Annotated in this window: 19 protein-coding genes; 8 read left to right on the forward strand and 11 right to left on the reverse strand. The window is 60.3% G+C overall.

What is annotated here, in order from left to right:
- Window positions 1–174 precede the first annotated feature (174 nt).
- From QMX86_RS13260 to QMX86_RS13280, 5 genes are all read right to left on the reverse strand, one after another.
- On the reverse strand, window positions 175–876 hold the full coding sequence (locus QMX86_RS13260; protein ID WP_003222380.1) for an ABC transporter ATP-binding protein: 702 nt from the start codon (window positions 874–876) through the stop codon (window positions 175–177).
- Window positions 877–1,644 carry a high-affinity branched-chain amino acid ABC transporter ATP-binding protein LivG gene (livG, locus tag QMX86_RS13265; protein ID WP_016771357.1) on the reverse strand — a complete coding sequence of 256 codons (768 nt, stop codon included), beginning with the start codon at window positions 1,642–1,644 and terminating at the stop codon, window positions 877–879.
- Window positions 1,641–2,897, reverse strand: a complete 1,257-nt coding sequence (locus QMX86_RS13270) for a high-affinity branched-chain amino acid ABC transporter permease LivM (RefSeq protein WP_110645955.1) — start codon at window positions 2,895–2,897, stop codon at window positions 1,641–1,643. The genes livG and QMX86_RS13270 overlap by 4 nt, the downstream gene beginning before the upstream one ends.
- Complete coding sequence (gene livH / locus QMX86_RS13275) at window positions 2,894–3,817, reverse strand: high-affinity branched-chain amino acid ABC transporter permease LivH (protein ID WP_016771355.1); 924 nt, start codon at window positions 3,815–3,817, stop codon at window positions 2,894–2,896. Before livH ends, QMX86_RS13270 begins: the two co-directional genes overlap by 4 nt.
- A gap of 229 nt (window positions 3,818–4,046) precedes the next feature.
- Window positions 4,047–5,174, reverse strand: a complete 1,128-nt coding sequence (locus QMX86_RS13280; protein WP_016771354.1) for a branched-chain amino acid ABC transporter substrate-binding protein — start codon at window positions 5,172–5,174, stop codon at window positions 4,047–4,049.
- A gap of 351 nt (window positions 5,175–5,525) precedes the next feature.
- Between QMX86_RS13280 and QMX86_RS13285 the strand changes: the two genes are divergently transcribed.
- Window positions 5,526–5,831 carry a DUF2288 domain-containing protein gene (locus QMX86_RS13285; protein WP_110645956.1) on the forward strand — a complete coding sequence of 102 codons (306 nt, stop codon included), beginning with the start codon at window positions 5,526–5,528 and terminating at the stop codon, window positions 5,829–5,831.
- Window positions 5,832–6,114: 283 nt separating this feature from the next.
- Here QMX86_RS13285 and QMX86_RS13290 read toward each other — a convergent pair whose 3' ends face one another.
- Window positions 6,115–8,313 (reverse strand): hypothetical protein, encoded by a 2,199-nt coding sequence (locus QMX86_RS13290; protein WP_282384785.1) that lies wholly within the window; start codon window positions 8,311–8,313, stop codon window positions 6,115–6,117.
- A gap of 196 nt (window positions 8,314–8,509) precedes the next feature.
- On the opposite strand from QMX86_RS13290, the gene QMX86_RS13295 reads away from it, so the two are divergent.
- Window positions 8,510–9,406 carry an NAD(P)-dependent oxidoreductase gene (locus QMX86_RS13295; RefSeq protein ID WP_282384787.1) on the forward strand — a complete coding sequence of 299 codons (897 nt, stop codon included), beginning with the start codon at window positions 8,510–8,512 and terminating at the stop codon, window positions 9,404–9,406.
- Here QMX86_RS13295 and QMX86_RS13300 read toward each other — a convergent pair.
- A complete protein-coding gene (locus QMX86_RS13300) occupies window positions 9,297–11,579 on the reverse strand; it encodes an EAL domain-containing protein (RefSeq protein WP_122705029.1) in 2,283 nt (760 codons plus the stop codon). The two genes, QMX86_RS13295 and QMX86_RS13300, sit on opposite strands and share 110 nt — an antisense overlap.
- 150 nt (window positions 11,580–11,729) lie before the next feature.
- Complete coding sequence (locus tag QMX86_RS13305; RefSeq protein ID WP_016771350.1) at window positions 11,730–12,098, reverse strand: YkgJ family cysteine cluster protein; 369 nt, start codon at window positions 12,096–12,098, stop codon at window positions 11,730–11,732.
- A 301-nt stretch (window positions 12,099–12,399) separates the two neighbouring features.
- On the opposite strand from QMX86_RS13305, the gene QMX86_RS13310 reads away from it, so the two are divergent.
- Window positions 12,400–13,749: an MFS transporter gene (locus tag QMX86_RS13310; RefSeq protein WP_122705035.1), complete on the forward strand. Its 1,350-nt coding sequence runs from the start codon at window positions 12,400–12,402 to the stop codon at window positions 13,747–13,749.
- Between the two features lie 111 nt (window positions 13,750–13,860).
- Here QMX86_RS13310 and rapA read toward each other — a convergent pair whose 3' ends face one another.
- Entirely contained in the window at window positions 13,861–16,707 is a 2,847-nt protein-coding gene (gene rapA / locus QMX86_RS13315) for an RNA polymerase-associated protein RapA (protein ID WP_076566298.1), read from the reverse strand.
- Between the two features lie 252 nt (window positions 16,708–16,959).
- On the opposite strand from rapA, the gene QMX86_RS13320 reads away from it, so the two are divergent.
- The 3 genes from QMX86_RS13320 (at window position 16,960) to ccoM (ending at window position 17,825) form a co-directional block, all read left to right on the forward strand.
- Window positions 16,960–17,301 carry a hypothetical protein gene (locus QMX86_RS13320; protein WP_024011931.1) on the forward strand — a complete coding sequence of 114 codons (342 nt, stop codon included), beginning with the start codon at window positions 16,960–16,962 and terminating at the stop codon, window positions 17,299–17,301.
- Window positions 17,302–17,395: 94 nt separating this feature from the next.
- Window positions 17,396–17,557 (forward strand): hypothetical protein, encoded by a 162-nt coding sequence (locus tag QMX86_RS13325; protein WP_016771347.1) that lies wholly within the window; start codon window positions 17,396–17,398, stop codon window positions 17,555–17,557.
- Window positions 17,558–17,711: 154 nt separating this feature from the next.
- On the forward strand, window positions 17,712–17,825 hold the full coding sequence (ccoM, locus tag QMX86_RS13330) for a cytochrome c oxidase subunit CcoM (protein WP_016771346.1): 114 nt from the start codon (window positions 17,712–17,714) through the stop codon (window positions 17,823–17,825).
- 739 nt (window positions 17,826–18,564) lie between these two features.
- Here ccoM and QMX86_RS13335 read toward each other — a convergent pair.
- Window positions 18,565–20,040, reverse strand: a complete 1,476-nt coding sequence (locus QMX86_RS13335; RefSeq protein ID WP_016771345.1) for an inorganic phosphate transporter — start codon at window positions 20,038–20,040, stop codon at window positions 18,565–18,567.
- Window positions 20,041–20,410: 370 nt separating this feature from the next.
- Entirely contained in the window at window positions 20,411–20,611 is a 201-nt protein-coding gene (locus QMX86_RS13340; protein ID WP_008080067.1) for a hypothetical protein, read from the reverse strand.
- Between the two features lie 631 nt (window positions 20,612–21,242).
- Here QMX86_RS13340 and pcaR point away from each other — a divergent pair.
- Together pcaR and QMX86_RS13350 are read left to right on the forward strand one after the other, a co-directional pair.
- Window positions 21,243–22,085, forward strand: a complete 843-nt coding sequence (gene pcaR / locus QMX86_RS13345) for a pca regulon transcriptional regulator PcaR (RefSeq protein WP_016771343.1) — start codon at window positions 21,243–21,245, stop codon at window positions 22,083–22,085.
- A gap of 293 nt (window positions 22,086–22,378) precedes the next feature.
- The gene (locus QMX86_RS13350) at window positions 22,379–23,725 is read left to right on the forward strand and encodes an MFS transporter (protein WP_073475852.1); all 1,347 of its coding nucleotides are present in this window, start codon (window positions 22,379–22,381) and stop codon (window positions 23,723–23,725) included.
- The last annotated feature ends 79 nt before the right edge of the window (window positions 23,726–23,804 follow it).

A 23,804-nucleotide genomic window follows, 5' to 3' on the forward strand; every position in this document is an offset into this window, starting at 1 on the left:
ATTCAGCAGTATCCCTGTGGGAGCGAGCCTGCTCGCGAAGGCGGTGTGTCAGGCACCCATAATGTTGAATGACAGAGCGCTTTCGCGAGCAGGCTCGCTCCCACAGGGTTACCTTGGTGGTGCTCAGGAAACAAAAAACGGCCCGAAGGCCGTTTTTCTGTGTAGCGATAACACTCAACCGCCGAGGTACGCCTCGCGTACTTTCGGGTCGGTCAGCAGCGCTTCACCGGTGCCTTGCATGACCACGCGGCCGTTCTCCAGAACGTAGGCGCGGTCGGCGATTTTCAGCGCCTGGTTGGCGTTCTGCTCGACCAGGAACACCGTCACACCGTCCTTGCGTAGCTGTTCGATGATGTCGAAGATCTGCTGGATGATGATCGGCGCCAGACCCAGCGATGGCTCGTCGAGCAGCAGCAGCTTGGGCTTGCTCATCAGCGCGCGGCCGATGGCGAGCATTTGCTGTTCGCCGCCGGACATGGTGCCGCCGCGCTGGTTGAAGCGTTCTTTCAGGCGTGGGAAAAGTCCGAGAACCTTGTCCATCTGTTCCTGATAGTCGCCCTTGTCGGTGAAAAATCCGCCCATCGACAGGTTTTCTTCCACGGTCAGACGGGCAAACACCCGACGCCCTTCCGGTACCACAGCGATGCTCTTGCGCATGATCTGCGACGAGTCCTGGCCGACCAGTTCCTCACCCATGTAGCGGATGCTGCCGCTGTGCGCCTGCGGCGAACCGCAGAGTGTCATCAGCAGCGTGGATTTGCCGGCACCGTTGGCGCCGATCAGCGTCACGATCTCGCCCTGACGGACTTCGACGTTGACGCTGTGCAGGGCCTGGATCTTGCCGTAGAAGGTGGAAACGTTTTCGAACTGCAGCATTTACGCTTCCCCCAGGTAGGCTTTGATCACTTCAGGATTGTCGCGGATCTGTTCCGGCGTGCCGTCGGCCAGGGGCGTGCCCTGGTTGATCACGACGATGTGGTCGGAAATGCTCATGACCAGTTTCATGTCGTGTTCGATCAGCAGCACGGTGACGTTGTGCTCTTCGCGCAACACACCGATCAGCGCCTTGAGGTCTTCGGTTTCCTTCGGGTTCAGGCCGGCGGCCGGTTCGTCGAGCATGAGAATCCGCGGACGGGTCATCATGCAGCGGGCGATTTCCAGACGCCGTTGCTGGCCGTAGGCGAGGGTGCCGGCGGTGCGGTTGGCGAACTCTTTGAGGTTGACCTTTTCCAGCCAGTACTCGGCAAATTCCATGGCCTCGCGCTCGCTTTTGCGGAACGCCGGGGTCTTGAACAGGCCGGACAGGAAGTTGGTGTTCAAGTGACGGTGCTGGGCAATCAACAGGTTCTCGACTGCGGTCATATCCTTGAACAAACGCACGTTCTGGAAGGTCCGCACCACGCCTTTGAGGGCGATCTTGTGGCCCGGCAGGCCCTGGATCGGCTCGCCGTCGAGCAGGATGCTGCCGCCGGTAGGCTGATAGAAGCCGGTCAGGCAGTTGAACACGGTGGTCTTGCCGGCGCCGTTCGGGCCGATCAGTGCAACCACCTGCTTTTCCTTGACGGTCAGCGCCACGCCGTTGACCGCGAGCAAGCCGCCGAAGCGCATGCTCAGATTTTCGACTTTAAGGATCTCGCGGCTCATTTGCGCAACTCCATGTGTGGGCGTTGCATCGGCAGCAGACCTTGTGGACGCCAGATCATCATCAGCACCATCAGCGCACCGAACATCAACATGCGGTACTCGCTGAACTCACGCATCATTTCCGGCAACAGGATCATCACGATCGCCGCCAGAATCACGCCCAGTTGCGAGCCCATGCCACCCAATACGACGATGGCGAGGATGATCGCCGACTCGATGAAGGTGAACGACTCGGGCGTCACCAGACCCTGACGCGCGGCGAAGAAGCTGCCGGCGAAACCGGCGAACGCAGCACCCAGGGTGAACGCGGAGAGCTTGATCACGGTCGGGTTCAGGCCCAACGCGCGGCAGGCGATTTCGTCTTCACGCAGCGCTTCCCACGCGCGACCGATCGGCATGCGCAGCAGACGGTTGATCACGAACAGCGCGGCCAGTGCGAGCAACAGCGCAACCAGGTAAAGGAAGATCACCTTGTTGATCGAGTTGTATTGCAGGCCGAAATACTCGTGGAACGTCTGCAGGCCTTCGGCGGCTTTGCGCTCGAAGGTCAGACCGAAGAACGTCGGTTTTTCGATGTTGCTGATGCCGTTCGGACCACCGGTGATGTCGGTCAGGTTACGCAGGAACAGACGGATGATTTCGCCGAAACCCAAGGTCACGATCGCCAGATAGTCGCCACGCAGACGCAACACCGGGAAGCCCAGCAGGAAGCCGAACGTCGCCGCCATCAGGCCGGCAATCGGCAGGCAGATCCAGAAGCTCAAGCCGTAGTAGTGCGACAGCAGCGCGTAGCTGTAGGCGCCGACGGCGTAGAAACCGACGTAACCCAGGTCAAGCAGACCGGCCAGACCGACAACGATGTTCAGGCCCAGGCCGAGCATCACGTAGATCAGGATCAGCGTTGCGATATCCACCGCGCCACGGGAGCCGAAGAACGGCCAGACCAGGGCGACCAGAATCAGCGCAATGATGAAATAGCGCTGGGTGGTTGGCAGGGTCAGGAAGTTGCTGGCCTTGGCCGGGATCAACGGCATGCCCGGCGAGGAGCGCCAGGCCTTGCTGATCTGCTGGTTGAACAGCACGCGCAGGAACATCAGCACCGAGCAGATCGCGATGGTCGCGAGTACCGCAGGGCTGGTGTTGTGCACTTCCAGATTGATGCCGACGATGGTCAGTTTCAGACCCAGTACCGGGTAGGCCACCGCCCACACCAGCAAGGCACTGAACAGTGCCTGTTTAAGATTCCTAGTCATACTTTCTCAACCTCCGGACGGCCCAGAATGCCGGTCGGACGGAACAACAGCACCAGAACCAGCAGGCCGAACGCAACGACGTCCTTGTACTGGTCGCCGAAGATATCGGCACCGAACGCTTCCGCTACACCGAGCACCAGGCCGCCGAGCATTGCCCCGGGGATGCTGCCGATGCCGCCCAGTACCGCAGCGGTGAAGGCCTTGAGGCCGACGAGGAAACCGGCGTTGGGGTTGATCACGCCGTATTGCATGCTCAGCAGCACTGCGGCAACGGCGGCCAGCGCAGCACCGATGACGAAGGTCAGGGCGATGATGTTGTTGGTATTGATGCCGAGCAGGTTGGCCATCTTGATGTCCTCGGCACAGGCGCGGCAGGCGCGGCCCAGACGGGAACGGGAGATGAACAGGGTCAGGCCGAGCATGGCGATCAGGGTCACCACGAACACCACGATCTGCATGTAGGAAATCAGCACTTCTTGTGCGCCACCCGGACCGAAGGCGAAGTTGCCCGGGATCAGGTTGGGGATAGCTTTGTCCTTGGAGTCTTGCGCCAGCAGAACGGTGTTCTGCAGGAAGATCGACATACCGATGGCAGAAATCAGCGGGATCAGACGGTTGCTGCCGCGCAGGGGGCGGTAGGCGATCCGTTCGATGCTGTAACCGTAGGAACTGGTGACGACGATGCTGGCGATGAACGCCGCGGTCATCAACAGCGGGACACTGTCGAGTCCCATCATGGTCAGCCCGGCGATGGCGATGAAGGCCACGTAGGAACCGATCATGTACACCTCGCCGTGGGCGAAGTTGATCATTCCAATGATGCCGTAGACCATCGTGTAGCCGATGGCGATCAGGGCATACATGCTGCCAACGTTGAGGCCGTTAACCAGCTGTTGGAAGAAGTGATAGAGGTCAGGCATTACAGCGCTCCTAAAAACCTGTACGCATTTCACTGGTGGAGTCATTTTCCCGCCCGGCCCCGTGGATCTCTATCCACTTCGAATCCGGGTTTTGCCAGCGAACCGCTGATGACGGTTTTGAGATTTTCAGGTGGGTCGACTGGCGGATCACGCCAGCGCGGCCCATACATTCGCAAAACAAAGCCCACGGCACGCCGTGGGCTTTATTGGCAGTCAGTCGGGCAAGGCCTTACTGAGGCGAAACTTCGGTTTTAGGTTTGCCGTTGTGCCACTCGTACACGACAAATTTGAAGTCCTTCAGGTCGCCCTTGTCGTCGAAGCTCAGGTCGCCGGTCGGGGTCTTGAACGAACCGGCGTGGATGGCTTCAGCCACTTTGGTAGCGTCTTCGGACTTGGCCGCCTTGATGCCTTCGGCAATCACGGTCACCGCCGAGTAGGACGGGAACACGAACGGACCGCTCGGATCTTCCTTCTTGGCTTTGAACGCGTCAGCCAGGGCAACGTTGGCCGGATCCTGGTCGAAGGATTTCGGCAGGGTCACCAGCAGGCCTTCGGACGCGTCCTTGGCGATCTGGGTGATCGAGTCGTTACCCACGCCTTCCGGACCCATGAAGCGGGCTTTCAGGCCTTTTTCCTGAGCCTGACGCAGAATCAGGCCCAGCTCCGGGTGGTAGCCGCCGTAGTAGACGAAGTCGACGCCGGCTTGCTTGAGCTTGGCGATGATGGCGGAGAAGTCCTTGTCGCCAGCGTTGACGCCTTCGAAGACGGCAACCTTGGTGCCTTTCTTCTCGAGGGTCGATTTCACGGCGGTGGCGATGCCTTCACCGTACTGCTGTTTGTCGTGCAGCACGCCAACCACTTTCGGTTTCACGTGATCGGCGATGTAGTTGCCGGCGGCAGGGCCCTGGGCGCTGTCGAGACCGATGGTGCGGAAGATCATTTTGTAGCCACGGGCGGTGATGTCCGGGCTGGTGGCAGCCGGGGTGATCATGATCACGCCTTCGTCTTCGTAGATGTCCGAAGCTGGCTGAGTGGAGCTGGAGCACAGGTGACCGACCACGAACTTGACGCCGTCGTTGACGACCTTGTTCGCTACCGCTACCGCTTGTTTCGGATCGCAGGCATCGTCGTATTCAACGGCTTCGAGTTTCTTGCCGTCGACGCCGCCCTTGGCGTTGATCTGCTCGATGGCCATTTTCGCGCCACTGAACTGCATGTCGCCGTACTGGGCTACTGGACCGGTTTTAGGACCGGCGATACCGATTTTGATGGTGTCAGCTGCGAACGAATGGCTGGCAACCCCGGCCAGAACCATAGCGGCAAACAGTTTGGAAATCTGCTTAGTAGCCTTAGTCATAGTGCTCCACTCTTACTGTTGTATTTTTTAGAGTTCTGGCGCCGTAGCAGCAGAACCGGGTCAGATATCTTTGCGATACCCTCCGGAAAATGCCCCGGCAACTGTACCGGTACAGTGTAGAGCGCCGCTTGATCAACTGGGAAGCGGGCGCCACGGGGCAAAACTTGGGGGTGTCGCATTTTTGAATGAAAGAGACAGAATTGCGGCGGGGCAATCGGGGGCATATATCCCAAAAGGCAGCATTCCCTGGCGTTCCTGCTCTTTTCGTTCGGTGCAGCGATTTGCAACCGGGTTTTTCTGCCGGACCACCGACGTTATCATTCGCGTCGATTTCTTTTCCGGACAGCTCCCATGAATCAAGAACCTAGCACCCTCTATGCCAAGCTGCTTGGTGAAACGGCATCTATTACCTGGAAAGAGCTGGAGCCGTTCTTCGCCAAGGGTGCCCTATTGTGGGTCGACCCTGACCTGGATTTGATCGCCGCCGCCGAGGCCGTGGCATCGGATGAAGGCGAGAAAGTCGCGGCCTGGCTGGCCGAGGACAAGGTCGCCAAGCTGTCTGAAACGCGGGCACTGGATATTTTCGAACGTGATCCGCAGCTGTGGGCCGTGGTGGTTTCGCCGTGGATTCTGATCCAGGAAAGGGCGGCCGTTTAATTGCTCGCACTCTTTTGGTGCCTCGATTGCCGCGCCGCAAGTGTGTAGCGGAGTAGCGTGATGGCACCTTGCCGTGGAGAAATGCCACGCCTCACGGTGACGTAAACGTAACGGGAACAGTTTATGGAGCGGCCTGAGGGTCGCTTAATTGTTTCTGGATGTTGGGAGGCCTGAGATTTTCGGCGAATTAGCCGGCCCCTTCGCGAGCAAGCTCGCTCCCACAGGGCAATGTATTCCAAATGTGGGAGCGAGCTTGCTCGCGAAGGGGGTTACTCGGTTTTGATCAGACCGAGTAAGTCTTCCCGGTATGATTATTCAGCGAAATCACCTTGGTCTTGCCAATCCGGTGGCGGTAGATCTCGCGCAGGTACTTGATCGACTTCTTCACGCAATCACGCGACAGGCGAATGTCATTGATCGAGACGAACTTGTCCTTGTCGTTGATCAACTCACGGTATTTCTTTTCGTACATCGGCTTGATCGCGTACCAGTTGGTATCGAGGATCTTCGCCGGGTTTTCGAATTCGTTGAGCAGGTCGTCGATCCGCTCTTCGTCGAAGTCTTCCTGAATGATGAAGTCGAGAATCGAGTTATCCAGCGTCTCGTCGAAACGGTACGGATTCTTCGCGAAGCAGCGCTTGATGAACGCCACGATCAGCGTGAGGAAGTCGTCCGACAGGCACGGGCTCTTGGCTATCAGGGTGGTCAGCGACAGGTTGGCCGAAGCGCCGATCACCAGCGCGTAACGCTTGAGCGTGGTGTTGGGGAACAGGCTGTTGAGGTGGGTCTTCAACCGGTTCAGGTCCATGTACGACAGTTTGTAGTCTTTCGGCAGCGACACGATCGACACCACCGACGAGCAATTCTTGAAGAAGTGCAGGTCGTGCAGCGCGGCGGCGTCGTAGCCGGAATTCTTGTACTGCTCAAGCGAAGCGCGATAACGCTTGGATTCGATCGGCAGCAGGCTGATGCCTTCGATGGCCTGAGTGACCTTGTTGAAGTGCGGCAGGTCGATCGAACGGAAGAACAGGTCGTCGATGTTCAGGCGCTGCGGCTCTTTATCGAAGACCTTGAACTTGTCGCTGCTCGGCGGCGGGGTTTCCGGCACTACCGATTCGGCGTAGGCAATCGCCACCGGGCCGGCCAGACTCATGAACAGGTCGTTGGCATCCAGGCGGATGGTTTCGCCGATGTCGATGCCGGCGCGGCGGAAGTAGTTCTGGTCGTAGTCAGTGGTGACTGCCTGCGCCGTGAGAATGTTGAAGATCTGCTGCGAGATGTACTGGTTGGCGTGCTTCTCCATGGCATTGACATCAATGTTCTGGATGTTGCCATCATCGCTTTCTTCGGCGTAACGCATGATGTCGTTGGAGATCAGCATCATCGCGTTCCACGGGCGGATACGTCCCATCACGCTGGCTTCGCTGCTGTCTTCATTGGCGAAGTTGTAGGAGAAATCCCATTCCTCCGACAGGTATTTGCACAGCAGGCGCCCGGCGTTGATGTGCAGCGCCTCGGACATTTCGCTGCGGTGGTCGGAAATGTTCGGCAGCACGCATATGCCGCTGGTGAAGATCGGCTCGAACACAAACGAATGGCCGCTCTTGCCGTCATGCTCGTCCATCGGCTTGGTGTCGAAGGTCTTGTTCATGTACGAGTGCTGCTGGGCCAGACCGAACTCCGAGGCCATGCCCGAACCGGTACCGCCGCCGGCACTGAAGATCGAGAAATACAGGCGCGACTGGTTGGCCTTGATCCCGCAGCTGTCGATCAGGTACGAGTGGATCATTTTCCAGTCGGGGCTGGAGAAGCGCTGGGTGTCCTTGTTGAGGATGATCTTCGCCAGGTACTGGCCGAGGATCGGCGCGTTACCGGCGCCACCGGCGTGGACTTCGGACAAGTCCATGATCTTCATTTTGCTGTAGTCGCGCAGGAAGCCGCTTTTCTCGCCCTTGCGCGAGAAACGGATGCGCCCGGCGATGTCCTTGTCGAGGTCGCCAAGCATCACCAGCGGTTCGACGAGAAACACCGGTTTGGTCGATTTGCTGGTGCCGATGCGCAGATTGTTCTTGATCCACTGCGCTGGGCTGTAGCCCTTGTCGGCCAGACGCCGGTCGGTCGGGCGGTCTTCGTTGTTGAATTCGTTGAGGTAGAACTTGCGCGCGTTGTACACCAGCTCCGCCACGTCGAGGGCGATGTTGGAGCCGCAGCGACCGAGGCCGATCAGGCACACCGAGGGGAATTCCTGGTCGTTGTGCTGCTCGTTGTCGCCTTCCTGATGCGCCGGGCGCGGAAACACCGAATCGCGCAGGCCGTCGAGGTTATCGAGGATGCGGTCGGTGTTGGTTTCGGTGAAGTACAGGTATTGCTGGGTCGACAGCGGGCGCGAAGGCTGCGTCGGTCTGGATAATGACGCGCTGTTCGCGGCGGGGCTCAGGGTCAGATCGGCTGTTGCACTGGCGGGGTTGTTTTTAGAGGTCATGGTGCGCCATTTACCTGGACTGGGTTGGCCCGCCGAACAGTGCCGGCGAACCTCACGGAATAAGATCTCGCGTCTTGTGTGCGCGAATACGGCCCGGGCGTCGTAGTGCTGGCTGGTCTGATCGCCGGGCGGAATCCTTTCCTGATCGTTGATGAATCGGCCATGATTCGGTGATCTTTAATCGAAAAGAGGCGAAATGATGTCAACGCTACCTTCGTTGGGGTTTGCCGGAATCGGCCTGATGGGCCTGCCCATGTGCCGGCGTCTGCTGGCGGCGGGTTACCCGCTGACAGTGTGGAACCGCAACCCGGACAAGTGTGCACCGCTGGTTGCGGCCGGCGCCCGACAGGTATCCAGCCCGGCTGACCTGTGCGCACACGCCGACATCGTCATGCTGTGTCTGGCCGATACCGCCGTGGTGCGTGAAGTGGTGTTTGGCACTGGCGGCATCGCCGAAGGGGCGAAAAAAGGCCAGCTATTGGTGGATTTCTCCAGTCTTGAACCGACCGCGACTCGCGAGATGGCCGCAGCGCTGGCCGAGAAAAGCGGCATGGGCTGGCTTGACTCCCCGGTGTCCGGCGGTGTGGCCGGCGCCGAGGCCGGCAGTCTGGCGATCATGGTCGGTGGTGCAGCGGCAGATCTTGAGCGCGTGCGCCCGGTGCTGCTCAGCCTCGGTCAGCGCGTCACGCACATGGGCGGCGTTGGCGCCGGCCAGGTGACCAAGGCCTGCAACCAGATGATCGTCGCGTGTAATGCGCTGGTGATTGCCGAAGTGGTGGCGCTGGCCGAGCAGGCCGGGGTCGATGCCAGTCTGATCGCCGAGGCGCTGGCCGGTGGCTTTGCCGATTCCAAGCCGTTGCAGATCCTTGCCCCGCAAATGGCCGAAAGCCGTTTCGAACCGATCAAGTGGCACGTGCGCACGCTGCTCAAGGATCTCGACGCGGCGGTGAAATTTTCCCGCGAGCAGGGCTCGGCGACGCCAATCAGCGGATTGGCCGCACAATTGATGCGCCTGCATGGGGCGCAAGGCTTTTTAGCGAAGGATCCAGCGACGCTGGTGCAAATGTATCGCGCGCCAGACTCAACGGATTGACCCCGAGGACGGGTTTGCGCTGGTTGATTTCATCGAGCACCGCGCGCAATTCGTCCAGCGGCACCGGGCGGCTGAGCAGATAACCCTGAATGAAGTCGCAGCCCGAACGCTCGAGAAACTCGTATTGCTCCAGGCTCTCGACGCCCTCGGTGACCACCTGCAGATGCAGGGTGTGGGCCATGACGATGATCGCCTGGACGATCTCCATGTCCGCCGTGGCGGTGGGGATGTCGAGGATGAACGAGCGGTCGATTTTCAGGGTGTTCAGCGGCAGGCGCTTGAGGTAGGCCAGCGACGAATAGCCGGTGCCGAAATCATCGATCGACAGCGACACACCGAGGGCGCGAATCTGCCGCAGCAGCACCAAAGTGTCGGCGATATTGCCCATCAAGGCGTTTTCGGTGACCTCCAGTTCCAGGCGTTCCGGGGCAACGCCCGCCGTGTGCAAGGCGTGCTCGATCTCCTCGGCCAGCTCTTCGCGCGCCAGATTCAGCGGCGAGCAGTTCCAGGCGATTTTCAATTCGGCACAACCATGCCGCGACAACTCGCCGAGATCCTTGCAGGCGCGGCGCAGCACCCAGTTGTCCAGTTCGGCGATCAGACCATTGTTCTCGGCGATACCGATGAAGCGATCCGGTGTGAGCAAACCGTGAACCGGATGCTGCCAGCGAATCAGCGCTTCGAGCTTGGTTACGCGTCCGGTTTTCACTTCGAAGATCGGCTGGTAGTAGAGCATCAGCGCGTTGTCTTGCCGTAGCGCACTGCGCAGTTCTTCTTCCAGTTGCAGCTCGAAACTGGCGCGGGTCTTCAGGCTGGAATTGAAGAAGTGCAAACCGTTGCGCCCGGCGCCCTTGGATTGGTACAAGGCCAGGTCGGCATGCTTGAGCAGCTCTTCGCAAGTGGTGCCGTCTTCGGGGAACAGGCTGATGCCGATGCTGGTGGTCATCACCATGCGCCGGCCGGCCAGTTCGATCGGCTCTTTCATCTTGTGCATGATGCGCTGCGCCATACCGCGCGCCTCTTCGCGGTCGCGCAGGCTGATAAGGATGCAAAACTCGTCGCCGCCAAATCGCGCGACCACGTCTTCGTGGCTGCGCACCGAGCTCTTGATGTGCTGGGCGATGACTTTGAGCAGCGCGTCACCGGCGTCATGGCCGAGGCTGTCGTTGATGCGCTTGAAGTGGTCGATGTCGAGAAACATCACCGCGAGCATGCCGCCCTCGCTGGTTTTCTGGCTGAGTTTTTCGGCGAACATCTGGTTGAATCCACGGCGGTTGATCAGATTGGTCAGCGCGTCGTAATTGGCCGCTTGCTGCAAAGACATGCGCGCCTGATCGAGTTGGCTGAGCAAGGCGTTGACCCGGCGCAGGTCGTTTTCCTTGTTCTGCAGCTTTTTGTCGGCGAGGGCGGCGCTGATCGCACTGCCGAGAATCAGCAGGATGATCAGCGCCACGGTCAGGCCAAGTTGCAAATGCCCGGTTTCACTGCCGCTCGCTGCCAGGGCACCTTCGGGAAGCACCAGATCCAGCGCAGCCATGCCGGTGAAGTGCATGCTGATGATGCCGGCGCCGAGAATCAGCGCCGCGCTGTACTTGAGCAATTGGTGCGCCACGCCACTGCCTTCGCTCAAATAGCGCGCCACCCACAGCGCGGCGAAACTGGCGCCGATGGCAATCAGCACCGACAGCGCGAACAGCCCCGGCTGGTAGTAGGCGGTGGCGCTCGACTTCATCGCGGCCATGCCGACGTAATGCATGCCAGCGATACCCAAACCGATGACACACGCGGTCTTCAGGCAATGCAACGCGCTCGGCTGCACCTCACTGAGGGTGTGCATGGCCAGCCAAGAGGCAAGCAGGGCGATCAGCAACGACAAGAGGGTAATGCCGAGGTCGTACTGAATATCGATGGGGGTCTGGAAGGCCAGCATGCCGATGAAGTGCATGGCCCAGATGCCGCCGGCCAGGCAGGTCGCGCCGATCCAGCGCCAGATCCGCCGCGACCCCGGGTCTTCGGCATGCACCAGGCGCTCTGCCATGTCCAGGGTGGCGAAGCTCGCCGCGCAGGCGACCAGATAGGCCACCATCACCAGCAAAGGGTTGTGGCTGCAATCGAGGAGAATCTGCCCGCTCGCCGGCAGCTCGGCAACAAACTGCAAACCAAGCCACTCCATAGCATGCCCCGTCTCGGATTCATCTGGCCCGTGCGTTAATCAACGCAGGCGAATGAAAGCAGTATAGAGGCGGTTTTCCGGCTGCAAGCCGTAGTGGCATATTGGTGGTAATGATTTTGCCATTAGGCTCATAGCGATTCGCGCTAAGGCTCAGGCAATGCGCTCCAGCGGCAGGTCGTTCCAGTGTGGCGGCAAGGGTGGCAGGCCGTGGGCGGCGCGGGCCTTGTCGCAGTCGGGATTGTGCTCGCCGTTCTCCCACGACGCCTCGAACTCGCGGCAGGTGCTCGAGCGCTTGTCGTAGATCGTGCAGGCCACAGCGCTGCCGACCTCACCCGCCAGAGACGTGCAACGCGTGGGCTTGCGATCGGTGCCGATCATCGCCACCCGGCTCGGAGTGATCTGCGCGACCAGTTCATCGGGCACCGTCCCGCCAGCGGATGAGCACTCACCCCAGAAAAAAGACACGCGAAAATGGGAACAGCAGGCACCGCAATTCAGACACGGACTGGCTTCGGACATGGGCGGGGGTATCAAAGGGATTGATCGGAAGATCCGGACGGATCCGGCGGCCATTCTAGGCTTTGCCATGGCGTTGGGAAGGGGGGCGCGAAACTATTTTTTTGTCGCTGGATTTTGCCGCGAAAGCCCCGTATGGCGGGGGATTCCAGACTTATCAAGGGCTTACGTTTCGTTACAGTGCGATGGGTCGATATCAGGCTGACGAATGATGACAGACAGCCCCCGCGCGGCTGACTAGATTGCAGGTTCCGGGCTCGACGCGCTGGCAGTGAAGCCCCCATAACAATAAAGAGACGGACCCATGCAGAACTCGACCCAAGCGGCGAATGCCTGGCGCATTCTGTTCCTGCTGTTCCTCGCCAACCTGTTCAATTTCTTCGACCGCACCATCCCGGCGATCATCATCGAACCGATCCGCATGGAATGGCACCTCAGCGACTTTCAGCTGGGCATCATCGGCACCGCGTTCACCATCGTTTACGCGATTGCCGGCCTGCCACTCGGGCGCATGGCCGACACCGGTTCACGCAGCAAACTGATGGGCTGGGGCCTGGCCACCTGGAGTGCGCTGACTGCGGTCAACGGCATGGTCGGCAGTTTCTGGAGTTTCCTCATCGTGCGCATGGGCATTGGCATCGGCGAAGCCAGTTACGCACCAGCGGCCAACTCGCTGATCGGCGATCTGTTTCCGGCGCACCGTCGGGCGCGGGCGATGGGTATTTTCATGCTTGGCCTGCCGCTGGGGCTGCTGCTGGCGTTCTTCACCATCGGCGCGATGGTCAAGGCGTTCGACAGCTGGCGCGCGCCGTTCTTCATCGCTGCCGTGCCGGGGCTGATCCTCGCGGTGTTCATGTTCTTCATCAAAGAGCCGAAACGCGGCGCAGCTGAAACCGTGCAGGTCTCGCAAGAGAAAGTCGACAAACCGATCCGCCGCGTCCTCGCCGTGCCGACCTTCCTGTGGCTGGTGATGGCCGGGCTGTGCTTCAACTTCGCGACCTATGCCTGCAACTCGTTCCTGGTGCCGATGCTGCAGCGCTATTTCCTCATGCCGTTGCAGGAGGCGGCGGTGGCCACCGGCGTGATCGTCGGCGTCACCGGACTGGTCGGGCTGACCCTCGGCGGCTGGATTGCCGACAAGATTCATCAGCGTTTCGCCAGTGGGCGGCTGCTGTTTGCCGCGTTCAGTCTGATCATTTCGACCCTGTGCACGGCGTGGGCGCTGCATGCCGGGCGCATCGAGATCGGTGTGTTCGTCGCGGTGTTCAGCGTCGGCTGGCTGTTCGCCTACAACTTCTATACCTGCGTGTACACGGCGATTCAGGACGTCGTCGAACCGCGCCTGCGGGCCACGGCGATGGCGTTGTTCTTCGCTGGTCTGTATCTGCTCGGCGGCGGGTTGGGGCCAGTGGTCGTGGGTGGGCTGTCGGATCACTTCGCGCACACGGCGATGCTGTCGGCAGGAGCTGAACAGATGACCGAAGCGTTCAAGGCCGTCGGCCTGCATGACGCGATGTACCTGATCCCGGTGGCGCTGTTTTTGACCATGGTCTTTCTGTTTCTGGCATCGCGGTGTTTTGTGCGGGATGCGCAGCGGATGAAGGAGGGATTGGTGGCGGTGGTTGAGCCAGAAATTTCTGCGGCGACTGCCTGAGCGTTTTCGCGAGCAGGCTCGCTCCCACATGATCGTTCCCACGCAGAGCGTGGGAACGATCGGCCCGCATTACTGCGGGCCTCTTGGTTTTCAGCGGTGGAGCAGGGCGGTTTAACCCGCCACCAGCACCCGAATCGCTTCCAGGCGCAGCGCCGCTTTGTCGAGCATCGCCAGACCCTGCTCACGCTGAGTGCGCAACGCCTCCAGTTCGCTGTCGCGCACGGTCGGGTTGACCGCTTGCAACGCGGTCAGGCGCGCCAGTTCTTCGTCGGTATCGGCGGCCAGGCGGCGGCGCGCTTCGGCCACACGCTCGGCGTGACGCGGGGCGATCTTTTCTTCGCCGGCATTGATCCGAGGCGTCAGTTGATCGCGCTGGGCCTGGATGAACTTGTTGGCGCTGGCCCGTGGCACGCTTTCCAGCTGATCGTTGAGGGTTTCGAACGACACCCGTGGCGACAGGTCATTACCATTGGCATCGAGCAGGCAACGCAGCGCCGCCGGTGGCAGGTAGCGACCCAGTTGCAGCGAGCGCGGTGCGACCACTTCGCTGACGTACAGCAATTCGAGCAACACGGTGCCCGGCTTCAGCGCCTTGTTCTTGATCAGCGCGACGGCGGTGTTGCCCATCGAACCGGACAGCACCAGATCCATGCCGCCTTGCACCATCGGGTGTTCCCAGGTGATGAACTGCATGTCTTCGCGCGACAGCGCCTGGTTGCGGTCGTAGGTGATGGTCACGCCTTCGTCGTCGCCCAACGGGAAGCTGGCGTCGAGCATCTTCTCGCTCGGCTTGAGGATCAGGGCGTTTTCCGAGTGGTCTTCGCTGTCGATGCCGAAGGCGTCGAACAGGGTTTCCATGTAGATCGGCAGGGCGAACTGGTCGTCCTGCTCGAGGATCGCTTCTACCAGCGCTTCACCTTCGCCGGCACCGCCGGAGTTCAGCTCCAGCAGACGGTCGCGGCCAGTGTGCAGCTCGGCTTCGAGACGTTCACGCTCGGCGCGTGCTTCGTCGATCAGCGCTTGCCACTCGCCGTCATCGGCTTCTTCGAGCAGCGGCAGCAGGCGTGGGCCGAACTGATGCTGCAAGGCGTTGCCGGTCGGGCAGGTGTTGAGGAAGGCGTTGAGCGCCTCGTGGTACCACTGGAACAGGCGCTCTTGCGGGCTGGTTTCCAGGTACGGCACGTGCAGTTCGATGATGTGCTTCTGGCCGATCCGGTCGAGACGGCCGATGCGCTGCTCGAGCAGGTCCGGGTGCGACGGCAGATCGAACAGCACCAGGTGGTGAGCGAACTGGAAGTTGCGACCCTCACTGCCGATTTCCGAGCAGATCAGCACTTGCGCGCCGAACTCTTCATCAGCGAAGTAGGCGGCGGCGCGGTCACGCTCAAGGATGTTCATGCCTTCGTGGAACACCGTGGCCGGGATGCCGGAACGCACGCGCAACGCGTCTTCCAGGTCCATCGCGGTTTCGGCGTGGGCGCAGATCACCAGCACTTTGGTGCGCTTGAGCATTTTCAGCTGATCGATCAGCCACTCGACGCGCGGATCGAATTTCCACCAGCGCTCTTCTTCACTGGCTTCCGGCTGCGCCTGGAAGCTGACTTCCGGGTACAGCTCGGCGTGTTCGCCCAGCGGCAGTTCGAGGTATTCGTCGGGGCACGGCAGTGGATACGGATGCAGTTTGCGCTCCGGGAAACCCTGCACGGCGGCGCGGGTGTTGCGGAACAGCACGCGGCCGGTGCCGTGGCGATCGAGCAGTTCACGCACGAGGCGGGCGCTGGCTTCAGTATCGCCATCGTTGACGGCGGTGAGCAGGGCTTCGCCTTCGTTGCCGAGGAAACCGTGAATGGTCTTGTGCGCTTCGGCGGAGAGACGGCCCTTGTCGAGCAGTTCCTGCACCGCTTCGGCGACCGGGCGATAGTTGTCGCTCTCGGCGCGGAACGCGGCCAGGTCGTGGAAACGGTTCGGGTCGAGCAGGCGCAGACGGGCGAAGTGGCTGTCCTGACCGAGTTGTTCCGGGGTGGCGGTGAGCAGCAGCACGCCGGGGATGACTTCGGCCAGTTGCTCGACCAGCGAATACTCCGCGCTGGCCTTGTCTTCATGCCAGACCAGGTGGTGCGCTTCGTCGACCACCATCAGGTCCCAACCGGCAGCGAACAAGGCGTCCTGTGCCTTCTCGTCGTCGACCAGCCACTCCAGCGCGACCAGCGCCAGTTGCGTGTCTTCGAACGGGTTGGTGGCATCGCTTTCGATAAAGCGTTCTTCGTCGAACAGCGCGACCTGCAGATTGAAGCGGCGGCGCATCTCCACCAGCCACTGATGCTGGAGGTTTTCCGGGACCAGGATCAGCACGCGGTTGGCGCGGCCCGAAAGCAGTTGGCGATGGATGACCAGACCGGCTTCGATGGTTTTACCCAGACCTACTTCGTCCGCCAGCAGTACGCGCGGGGCGATGCGGTCGGCGACTTCGCGGGCGATGTGCAACTGGTGCGCGATCGGTTGCGCACGCACGCCACCCAGACCCCACAGCGAGGACTGCAACTGGCGGCTGGTGTGTTCAAGAGTGTTGTATCGCAGGGAGAACCACGACAGCGGGTCGATCTGCCCGGCGAACAGGCGGTCGCTGGCGAGGCGGAACTGAATGAAGTTCGACAGCTGGGTTTCCGGCAGCGTGACGACCTCGTTCTGCCCGTTGAGGCCGTGATAGACCATCAGCCCGTCGACGTCGTCGACCTGCTGCACGGTCATCTTCCAGCCTTCGAAATGGGTGATGGAGTCGCCCGGCGAGAACCGCACGCGGGTCAGGGGCGCATTCCGTAGCGCGTACTGGCGGGTTTCGCCAGTGGCCGGGTAAAGCACGGTCAGCAAGCGGCCGTCCTGTGCCAGAACGGTGCCTAAACCAAGCTCTGCTTCGCTGTCACTGATCCAGCGTTGCCCCGGTTGATACTGCTGCGCCATGCTGCCTGACTCCCACCTTGAAAAAGCGGGCTATCTTAACGGAATGCAGGCTTCAGGCCAAAGAAATACTGGGGTAGGAGCTGCCGCAGGCTGCGATCTTTTGATCTGTGGGAACACTTCGGTTTTGCGTTGTCCCATAAGAGATCGCAGCCTTCGGCAGCTCCAACAGGTGCCAAGCGCATCACAAGTTTGCGACAGGCGGCTCAAGGCGCCTGCACCCCAGCCGATAGCCTGCAGACAGGAGACCTTTATATGTTGCCACCGATGCTCCCCTTGAGCGCCGTGCCGATCACTTCCCAGCAGGATCCGATCCGCCAGCGGCCGGACATCCCGCCGGTGGTGCCGGTGCAGGAAAGCTCCAACGAAAGCACGATCGATCTGCAGAAGCGTGATCCGGAAGAGGATCGTCTGCTGGCGCGCGAAGAACAGCGTCGTCAACAGGAACGTGACCGCCGACGCCGCGAGGCGGATGAAGATCCTGAAGAGCATCTGGCCGTGCCGGGTACCGAGTTGAACGCCGACAACACCGTGCCGGTGGTGCCGTTGATAGACGATCAGCCGCGTCAGGGCTTGTGGGTCGATATCGAGATTTGAGCAGTGACTGGTCAGCGCCTGCGCCAAGCTGCATGATTGGCGCAATCCTGCCGGTGACGGCAGCTGTGATCTCTTCTGCGATGTGCCGGACGCCATGAGCCAAGACGACAAACTGATCGACCTCAGCACTGAACGCGCCAAGCGTGTGCATGACCTCAACGAGAAGCGCCTGAACGAAGTGCGCCAGGCTTTCGAGCAGGCGATGCCGTTGGGAAAAGCCAAGAAAAAGTCGAAGAACAAGCCGAAAAAGCGTTGATCTCCCGCTGCATTGGTTGATGCAGATCAGTTATTTCCCCTCCTTTATTTCCCAACGTTGCGGATATTGATCCTGGTCAATATGTGCGCCTGTGTGTTTGTTAATTTGAATCCATCGCAGCAAAGCAAAGCAAAGCAGGGCCGGGAGGTCAGTCATGTTTTTCGATAACGTGGTGTTTGCCGGGGTTCTCACGGTGGGGCTCATGGTGCTGTTTTTTGCAGGGTTTGGATTTTTTATCTGGAAGGATGCGCATAAGCGGCGCAAGTGAGTTCTTCTGGATTTGATGGGCACGCAAGGCATTTTGGGGCGACTTCGGTTGCCCCTTTTTTTTGTGCCTTGGCGGCCTTGGCGGCCTTTGGGCCGACCAGGCTGTTGGGGTTTTGGGTGAATATCCGTTGCTTCGGGTGTGGCGGCTGGCGGTTTCGCCCTTACGGCGAGTCACTTTTTCAGACGCCAAAAAGTAACCAAAACGCTAGCTCCTGCGTTCGGCCCTCGCAGGCTCGGGTCCCTTCGCTCCGGGACTGATCCGGGCGCAGCGGCTCCGGTTTGCTTCGCTGCACCTCCTTGCGCTGTGTCTGGCTGCGCCAGACGGTCGCTGCGCTCCCACGCCCGGATCAATCCCTCCACTCAGCCTTCCGACGTCGCCGGTGGATCAAGATCAAGAGCAGGCGAGCTGACACTCGGCCTATTGAGTGGTGAAAAGCGTGGGTGTTCGGCTTTTGATTTGCATTGTTGCTGCCCCTCACCCCAGCCCTCTCCCGAGGGAGAGGGGGCCGATTTGTGTGGTGTTCAAAACCTGCATCGACTCGGTATCTCAGGTCGGCGTACTTCGATTAAACACCTCGGTCAGTTCCCTCTCCCTCCGGGAGAGGGCTAGGGTGAGGGGCTCTTGATCTGGCTTTTGCTTTGGCTTTTGATCTTTTGCCCCTTCGGCAGACTTCTTACCCCCAATAACAAAAAAGGCGTGATCCTCACGAATCACGCCTTTTCCAATCAACAGCTAACGATCAACTACCCAAAGCCTTCGAAGCCAACCAGAACAACCCGGCCGACAGCGCCACGGTCGCTGGCAAGGTCAGTACCCAGGCCAGCAAAATAGTCTTCACCGTGCCACCCTGCAGGCCGCTTTTGTTGGCAACCATGGTTCCGGCCACACCCGAAGACAACACGTGAGTGGTCGACACCGGCAGGCTGAAAATGTTGGCCATGCCGATCAAACTGGCGGTGGTGATCTGCGCCGACATGCCCTGGGAATAGGTCATGCCCTGCTTGCCGATCTTCTCGCCAATGGTCAGCACCACACGCTTCCAGCCGACCATGGTGCCCAGGCCCAGTGCCAGGGCGACCGCCAGAATCACCCAGAACGGGGCGTATTCAGTGGTGGTGGTCAGGTCTTTGCGCAGCTTGTCGAGGTCAGCTTTTTCACGGGCTTCCAGGCCAGGCAATTTGCCGACTTTCTTCGCCGTGTCGTCCAGGCAGAGCAGGTAGCGACGCACTTCGATGCGGCTGTCCGACGACAGCGAATGGTAGTCCGCTACACCTTTGAGGGTGTGCAGCAGGGCGGTGATGGTCGGTTCGGTCTGCTGCGGGTTGCAGCGGAATTTCTCCGGCAGGTCGCCTTCCACGCTCTTGCCCAGGGCCAGGAACTCACCCAGCGAATCGGCGTTGCGCTGGTAGAACTGGCTCAGGTGCAGGGTCGCGTCGCGGGTGCGTTCGATCTGGTAGGTGGTGCTGTTCAGGTCGAGTACGAACTGCGCCGGGACGATACCGATCAGCACCAGCATGATCAGGCCGATGCCTTTCTGGCCGTCGTTGGAACCGTGCACGAAGCTCACGGCCATGGCCGAGATCACCAGGACCAGACGGTTCCAGAACGGTGGGTGCTTTTTGTCGTCGATCTTGCGACGCTGTTCCGGTGTCTTGTGCATCTTCGACAGCGGGCGCCACCATTTCAGGCCGATCAGCACCAGCGCGGCGATGAGGAAGCCGGCCATTGGCGAGAACACCAGCGAGGCGCCGATGTCGATCGCTTTCTGCCAGTTCACGCCATCTCTCAACGGAATGTCGTTGATCAGCGCGTTGGCCAGGCCGACACCGAGGATCGAGCCGATCAGGGTGTGCGAGCTGGAAGCCGGGATACCGAAGTACCAGGTGCCCAGGTTCCAGGCGATTGCCGCGGCGAGCAACGAGAACACCATCGCCAGGCCATGGCCGGTGTTCACATTGATCAGCAGCTCAACCGGCAGCAAGTGGACGATGGCATACGCCACACCCACGCCGCCCAGCAGCACGCCGAGGAAATTGAACACACCGGAAAAGAACACCGCCAGGTGTGGCGGCATGGCTTTGGTGTAGATAACAGTGGCTACCGCGTTAGCGGTGTCATGAAATCCATTGATGAACTCGAAGGCGAGGACAAACGTCAGGGCGAGCAAGAGGCTCACAAGCACCCAAGCATCCAGTCCGCTGAATAAATCGATCATGAAGGTTTTCTGACCCGGTCGTAAGGGGGCGCGATTATGCCAGAAAAGACAGGAAATCGATGCCCCGTCTGCTCACTGGTCACACCCTTCTTCGATTTAATTTGTTGCAGGGCGTGAAAACCAAGCAGCACGCAGGGTTTTTCAACTACTTGATTTTATTGGATAAACTATATTTTCGAGGCGTTTTTTCAGACATCGCAAAGGCTCAAACGCTTGTCTGAAATATCTCTGAAACCTGTGGGACGCTCGTTCATAAGACGCAGAACAGCGATGCAGCCGCTGCCCGCGGTTAACGGGCGCGCGAGGTGTCGTCTTCCACCGCGCTGTGGCTCAGGCGGACGCCGACTTTCGAATGCTCAACCGCCGTGGCTCATGGCTCTTCGGCTTTGAGTTCCTTTTCGATCTTTTCGATTTCCTGCTTGAACACCTGATCCTGAACAGTAGGGCGCTTGCGCCATGCCTTGCGTTCCGGTTCCGGCTGAGCGGCGTAGGTGGTGACTTCCCCGCCGTAAACTTCCTTGTAACGTTGTTCCTGGCGCTCTAGTTCCGCGCGCAGTTCGTCTTTTGTCACGGTGCTACCTGTATGAGTTGAATTGAATATCCGGTGAAACACACTGCAACGAGTCAATTGCGCGCCCCCGCCAGTCATCCACAGCCCGATCGGGCGCGGAGACATTGCAGAGGCGATCAAGACTTCCGTGTTACAGGCGGCTACGGCACCAGATAAAAACTGACGCAGCATCAGTTTCCTGTTTCAGCGAGCGCTGGCGTTGCATGTGTGATGGGCGCCGGGCGCTGGCCGGAGCTGAGACGAAGGACCTCGTTTCAGCAAGTCGCGGGCTTTTGATTAAAGCGCCGCGACTAGGGTGCATTATAGCGGCCGATTCGGGAATGACTATCTTTGCCAAGTTAAAAACGGTTCTGAATGTGTGAGGGTTTTGTTACCGGCAACTTTTACCGCTAGTTAAGTGTAAAGACCGCGTTATAGAACAGGCGTTCTGTTTTTGGCGCCATTAACTGGAACAACTAAGTTGCGAGCAGAATCGCTAAAGCTGCCTCTAGCATGAAGAGGAGGGCGGGGCACTGGATTGCGATTATCGGTCGGCGGTTCGATAATCGCCCAATGTTGGCGCCCCGGTGCTTGTGCATCGCGCGGCGAGCCGTTTGACTAGGCATCGATGCGTGCCGGACAAGGACAAGAAATGAACGATCAAATGCGCAACTCCTTCACCTCGGTGGCGCCGCCCATCGTCGCCTCGCCGGCCAAGCGCATTCAGGCGCTGACCGGTGATCCGGATTTCATGACGTCCCTGGCCCGTGGTCTGGCCGTGGTGCAGGCGTTTCAGGAACGCAAACGCCACCTGACCATCGCGCAGATAAGTCATCGCACGGAAATCCCCCGCGCCGCCGTGCGCCGTTGCCTGCACACGCTGATCAAGCTCGGCTACGCCACCACCGACGGGCGCACCTATTCGCTGCTGCCGAAAGTGCTGACCCTCGGCCATGCCTATCTGTCCTCGACGCCGCTGGCGGTCTCGGCCCAGCCGTATCTGGACCGTATGAGCGAGCAGTTGCACGAAGCCTGCAACATGGCGACGCTGGAGGGCGATGACATTCTCTATATCGCGCGTTCGGCGACCACTCAGCGATTGATCTCGGTCGACCTTTCCGTCGGAGGGCGGTTGCCGGCGTATTGCACGTCGATGGGGCGCATTCTGTTGGCCGCGCTGGACGACACCTCCTTGGGCGAATACCTCGACCACGCCGAACTGGTGGCCAAGACCAGCCGCACCATTCATACCCCGGACGCGTTGCTCGAATGTTTGCAGCAGGTGCGGCAGCAGGGCTGGTGCATTGTCGATCAGGAACTGGAACAGGGGCTGCGCTCGATCGCTGTGCCGGTGTACGACGCCTCCGGGCAAGTGGTCGCCGCGCTAAATGTCAGCACCCATGCCGGGCGGGTCAGTCGCGCCGAGCTGGAGCAGCGCTTCTTGCCCGGCCTGCTCAGCGCCAGTCGCGACCTCAGTGCGCAGCTGTTCGCCTGAGGAAGCTGTTCGATAAACGCACAGTGTTGCGTTTATCGAATTGACGCTAAAACCCTCGGATCATTAATGTCGCGGCAGCGTCATCCGGCGTTGATGTGAATGAGCTCGCCGGACTGTCGACCCCATAATAATGACAAGAGGCAACTCACCATGCGCTCGCTCCCCGACTGTCTGTATCCCACCCGTTGTTGCCGGGTTCACCGCAACGCCTGATTACAACCTTCTATTCTTGTGACCGTGCCTTACTTTGGCCGGCCGCCGTTCGACTGCGTTTTTTGCGTGGAATAAAAATAATGAACCAGCCTCAGTCCGCTGTGGGTAACTGCCTCGATGTGCAGACCTTCATCAACGCCCAACCGATCTCGCGCTATCAGTGGCGGGTGGTGATCCTGTGTTTCCTGATCGTATTTCTCGACGGCCTAGACACCGCCGCCATGGGCTTCATCGCCCCGGCGCTGTCGCAAGACTGGGGCATTGATCGCGCCAGCCTAGGCCCGGTGATGAGTGCTGCGCTGATCGGCATGGTCTTCGGCGCGCTCGGCTCCGGCCCTTTGGCTGACCGCTTCGGGCGCAAAGTCGTCCTCGTCGGTGCGGTGATTCTGTTCGGCGGCTTCAGCCTGGCCTCGGCCTACAGCACCAACGTCGAACAACTGCTGGTGTTGCGCTTCCTCACCGGCCTCGGTCTCGGCGCGGGCATGCCCAACGCCACGACCCTGCTTTCGGAATACACACCCGAGCGCAAGAAGTCGCTGCTGGTGACCAGCATGTTCTGCGGCTTCAACCTCGGCATGGCCGGCGGCGGTTTCATCTCCGCGAAGCTGATCCCGGCGTTCGGCTGGCATGCTCTGCTGATGATCGGCGGGATCCTGCCGCTGATCCTCGCCGTGGTATTGGTGTTCTGGCTGCCGGAATCGGCGCGCTACCTGGTGGTGCGCAACCGTGGCACCGACAAAGTACGCAAGACCCTCGCGCCGATCGACCCGGTTACCGTTGCCCAGGCTGCGAGCTTCAGCGTGCCGGAACAGAAGACCGTGAAGGCGCGCAATGTCTTTGCGGTGATCTTCTCCGGCACTTACAGCACCGGCACGCTGCTGTTGTGGCTGACCTATTTCATGGGCCTGGTGATTGTGTACCTGCTGACCAGTTGGCTGCCGACGCTGATGCGCGACAGCGGCGCGAGCATGGAACAGGCCGCGTTCATCGGTGCGTTGTTCCAGTTTGGCGGCGTGTTGAGCGCGGTCGGGGTGGGCTGGGCGATGGATCGCTTCAATCCGCACAAGGTCATCGGCATTTTCTACCTGCTGGCCGGGGTGTTTGCCTACGCCGTGGGGCAGAGCCTGGGCAACATCACCTTGCTGGCGACGCTGGTATTGGTGGCGGGCATGTGCGTCAACGGCGCGCAATCGGCGATGCCGTCATTGGCCGCGCGCTTCTACCCGACTCAAGGCCGCGCGACCGGTGTGTCGTGGATGCTCGGCATCGGCCGCTTCGGCGCGATCCTCGGCGCGTGGATGGGCGCAACCTTGCTCGGCCTGGGCTGGAATTTCGAGCAAGTGCTGACCGCACTGGTGATCCCGGCCGGTTTGGCGACGGCGGCGGTGCTGATCAAAGGCATGGTCAGTCATGCGGATGCGACCTGACGCAGACCCACGATCATTCCCACGCTCCGCGTGGGAATGCCTCTATGGACGCTCTGCGTTCGGCTGTACAGGGACGCGG

The organism is Pseudomonas sp. PS01270, assembly GCF_029959775.1.
Lineage (GTDB): Bacteria > Pseudomonadota > Gammaproteobacteria > Pseudomonadales > Pseudomonadaceae > Aquipseudomonas > Aquipseudomonas atacamensis.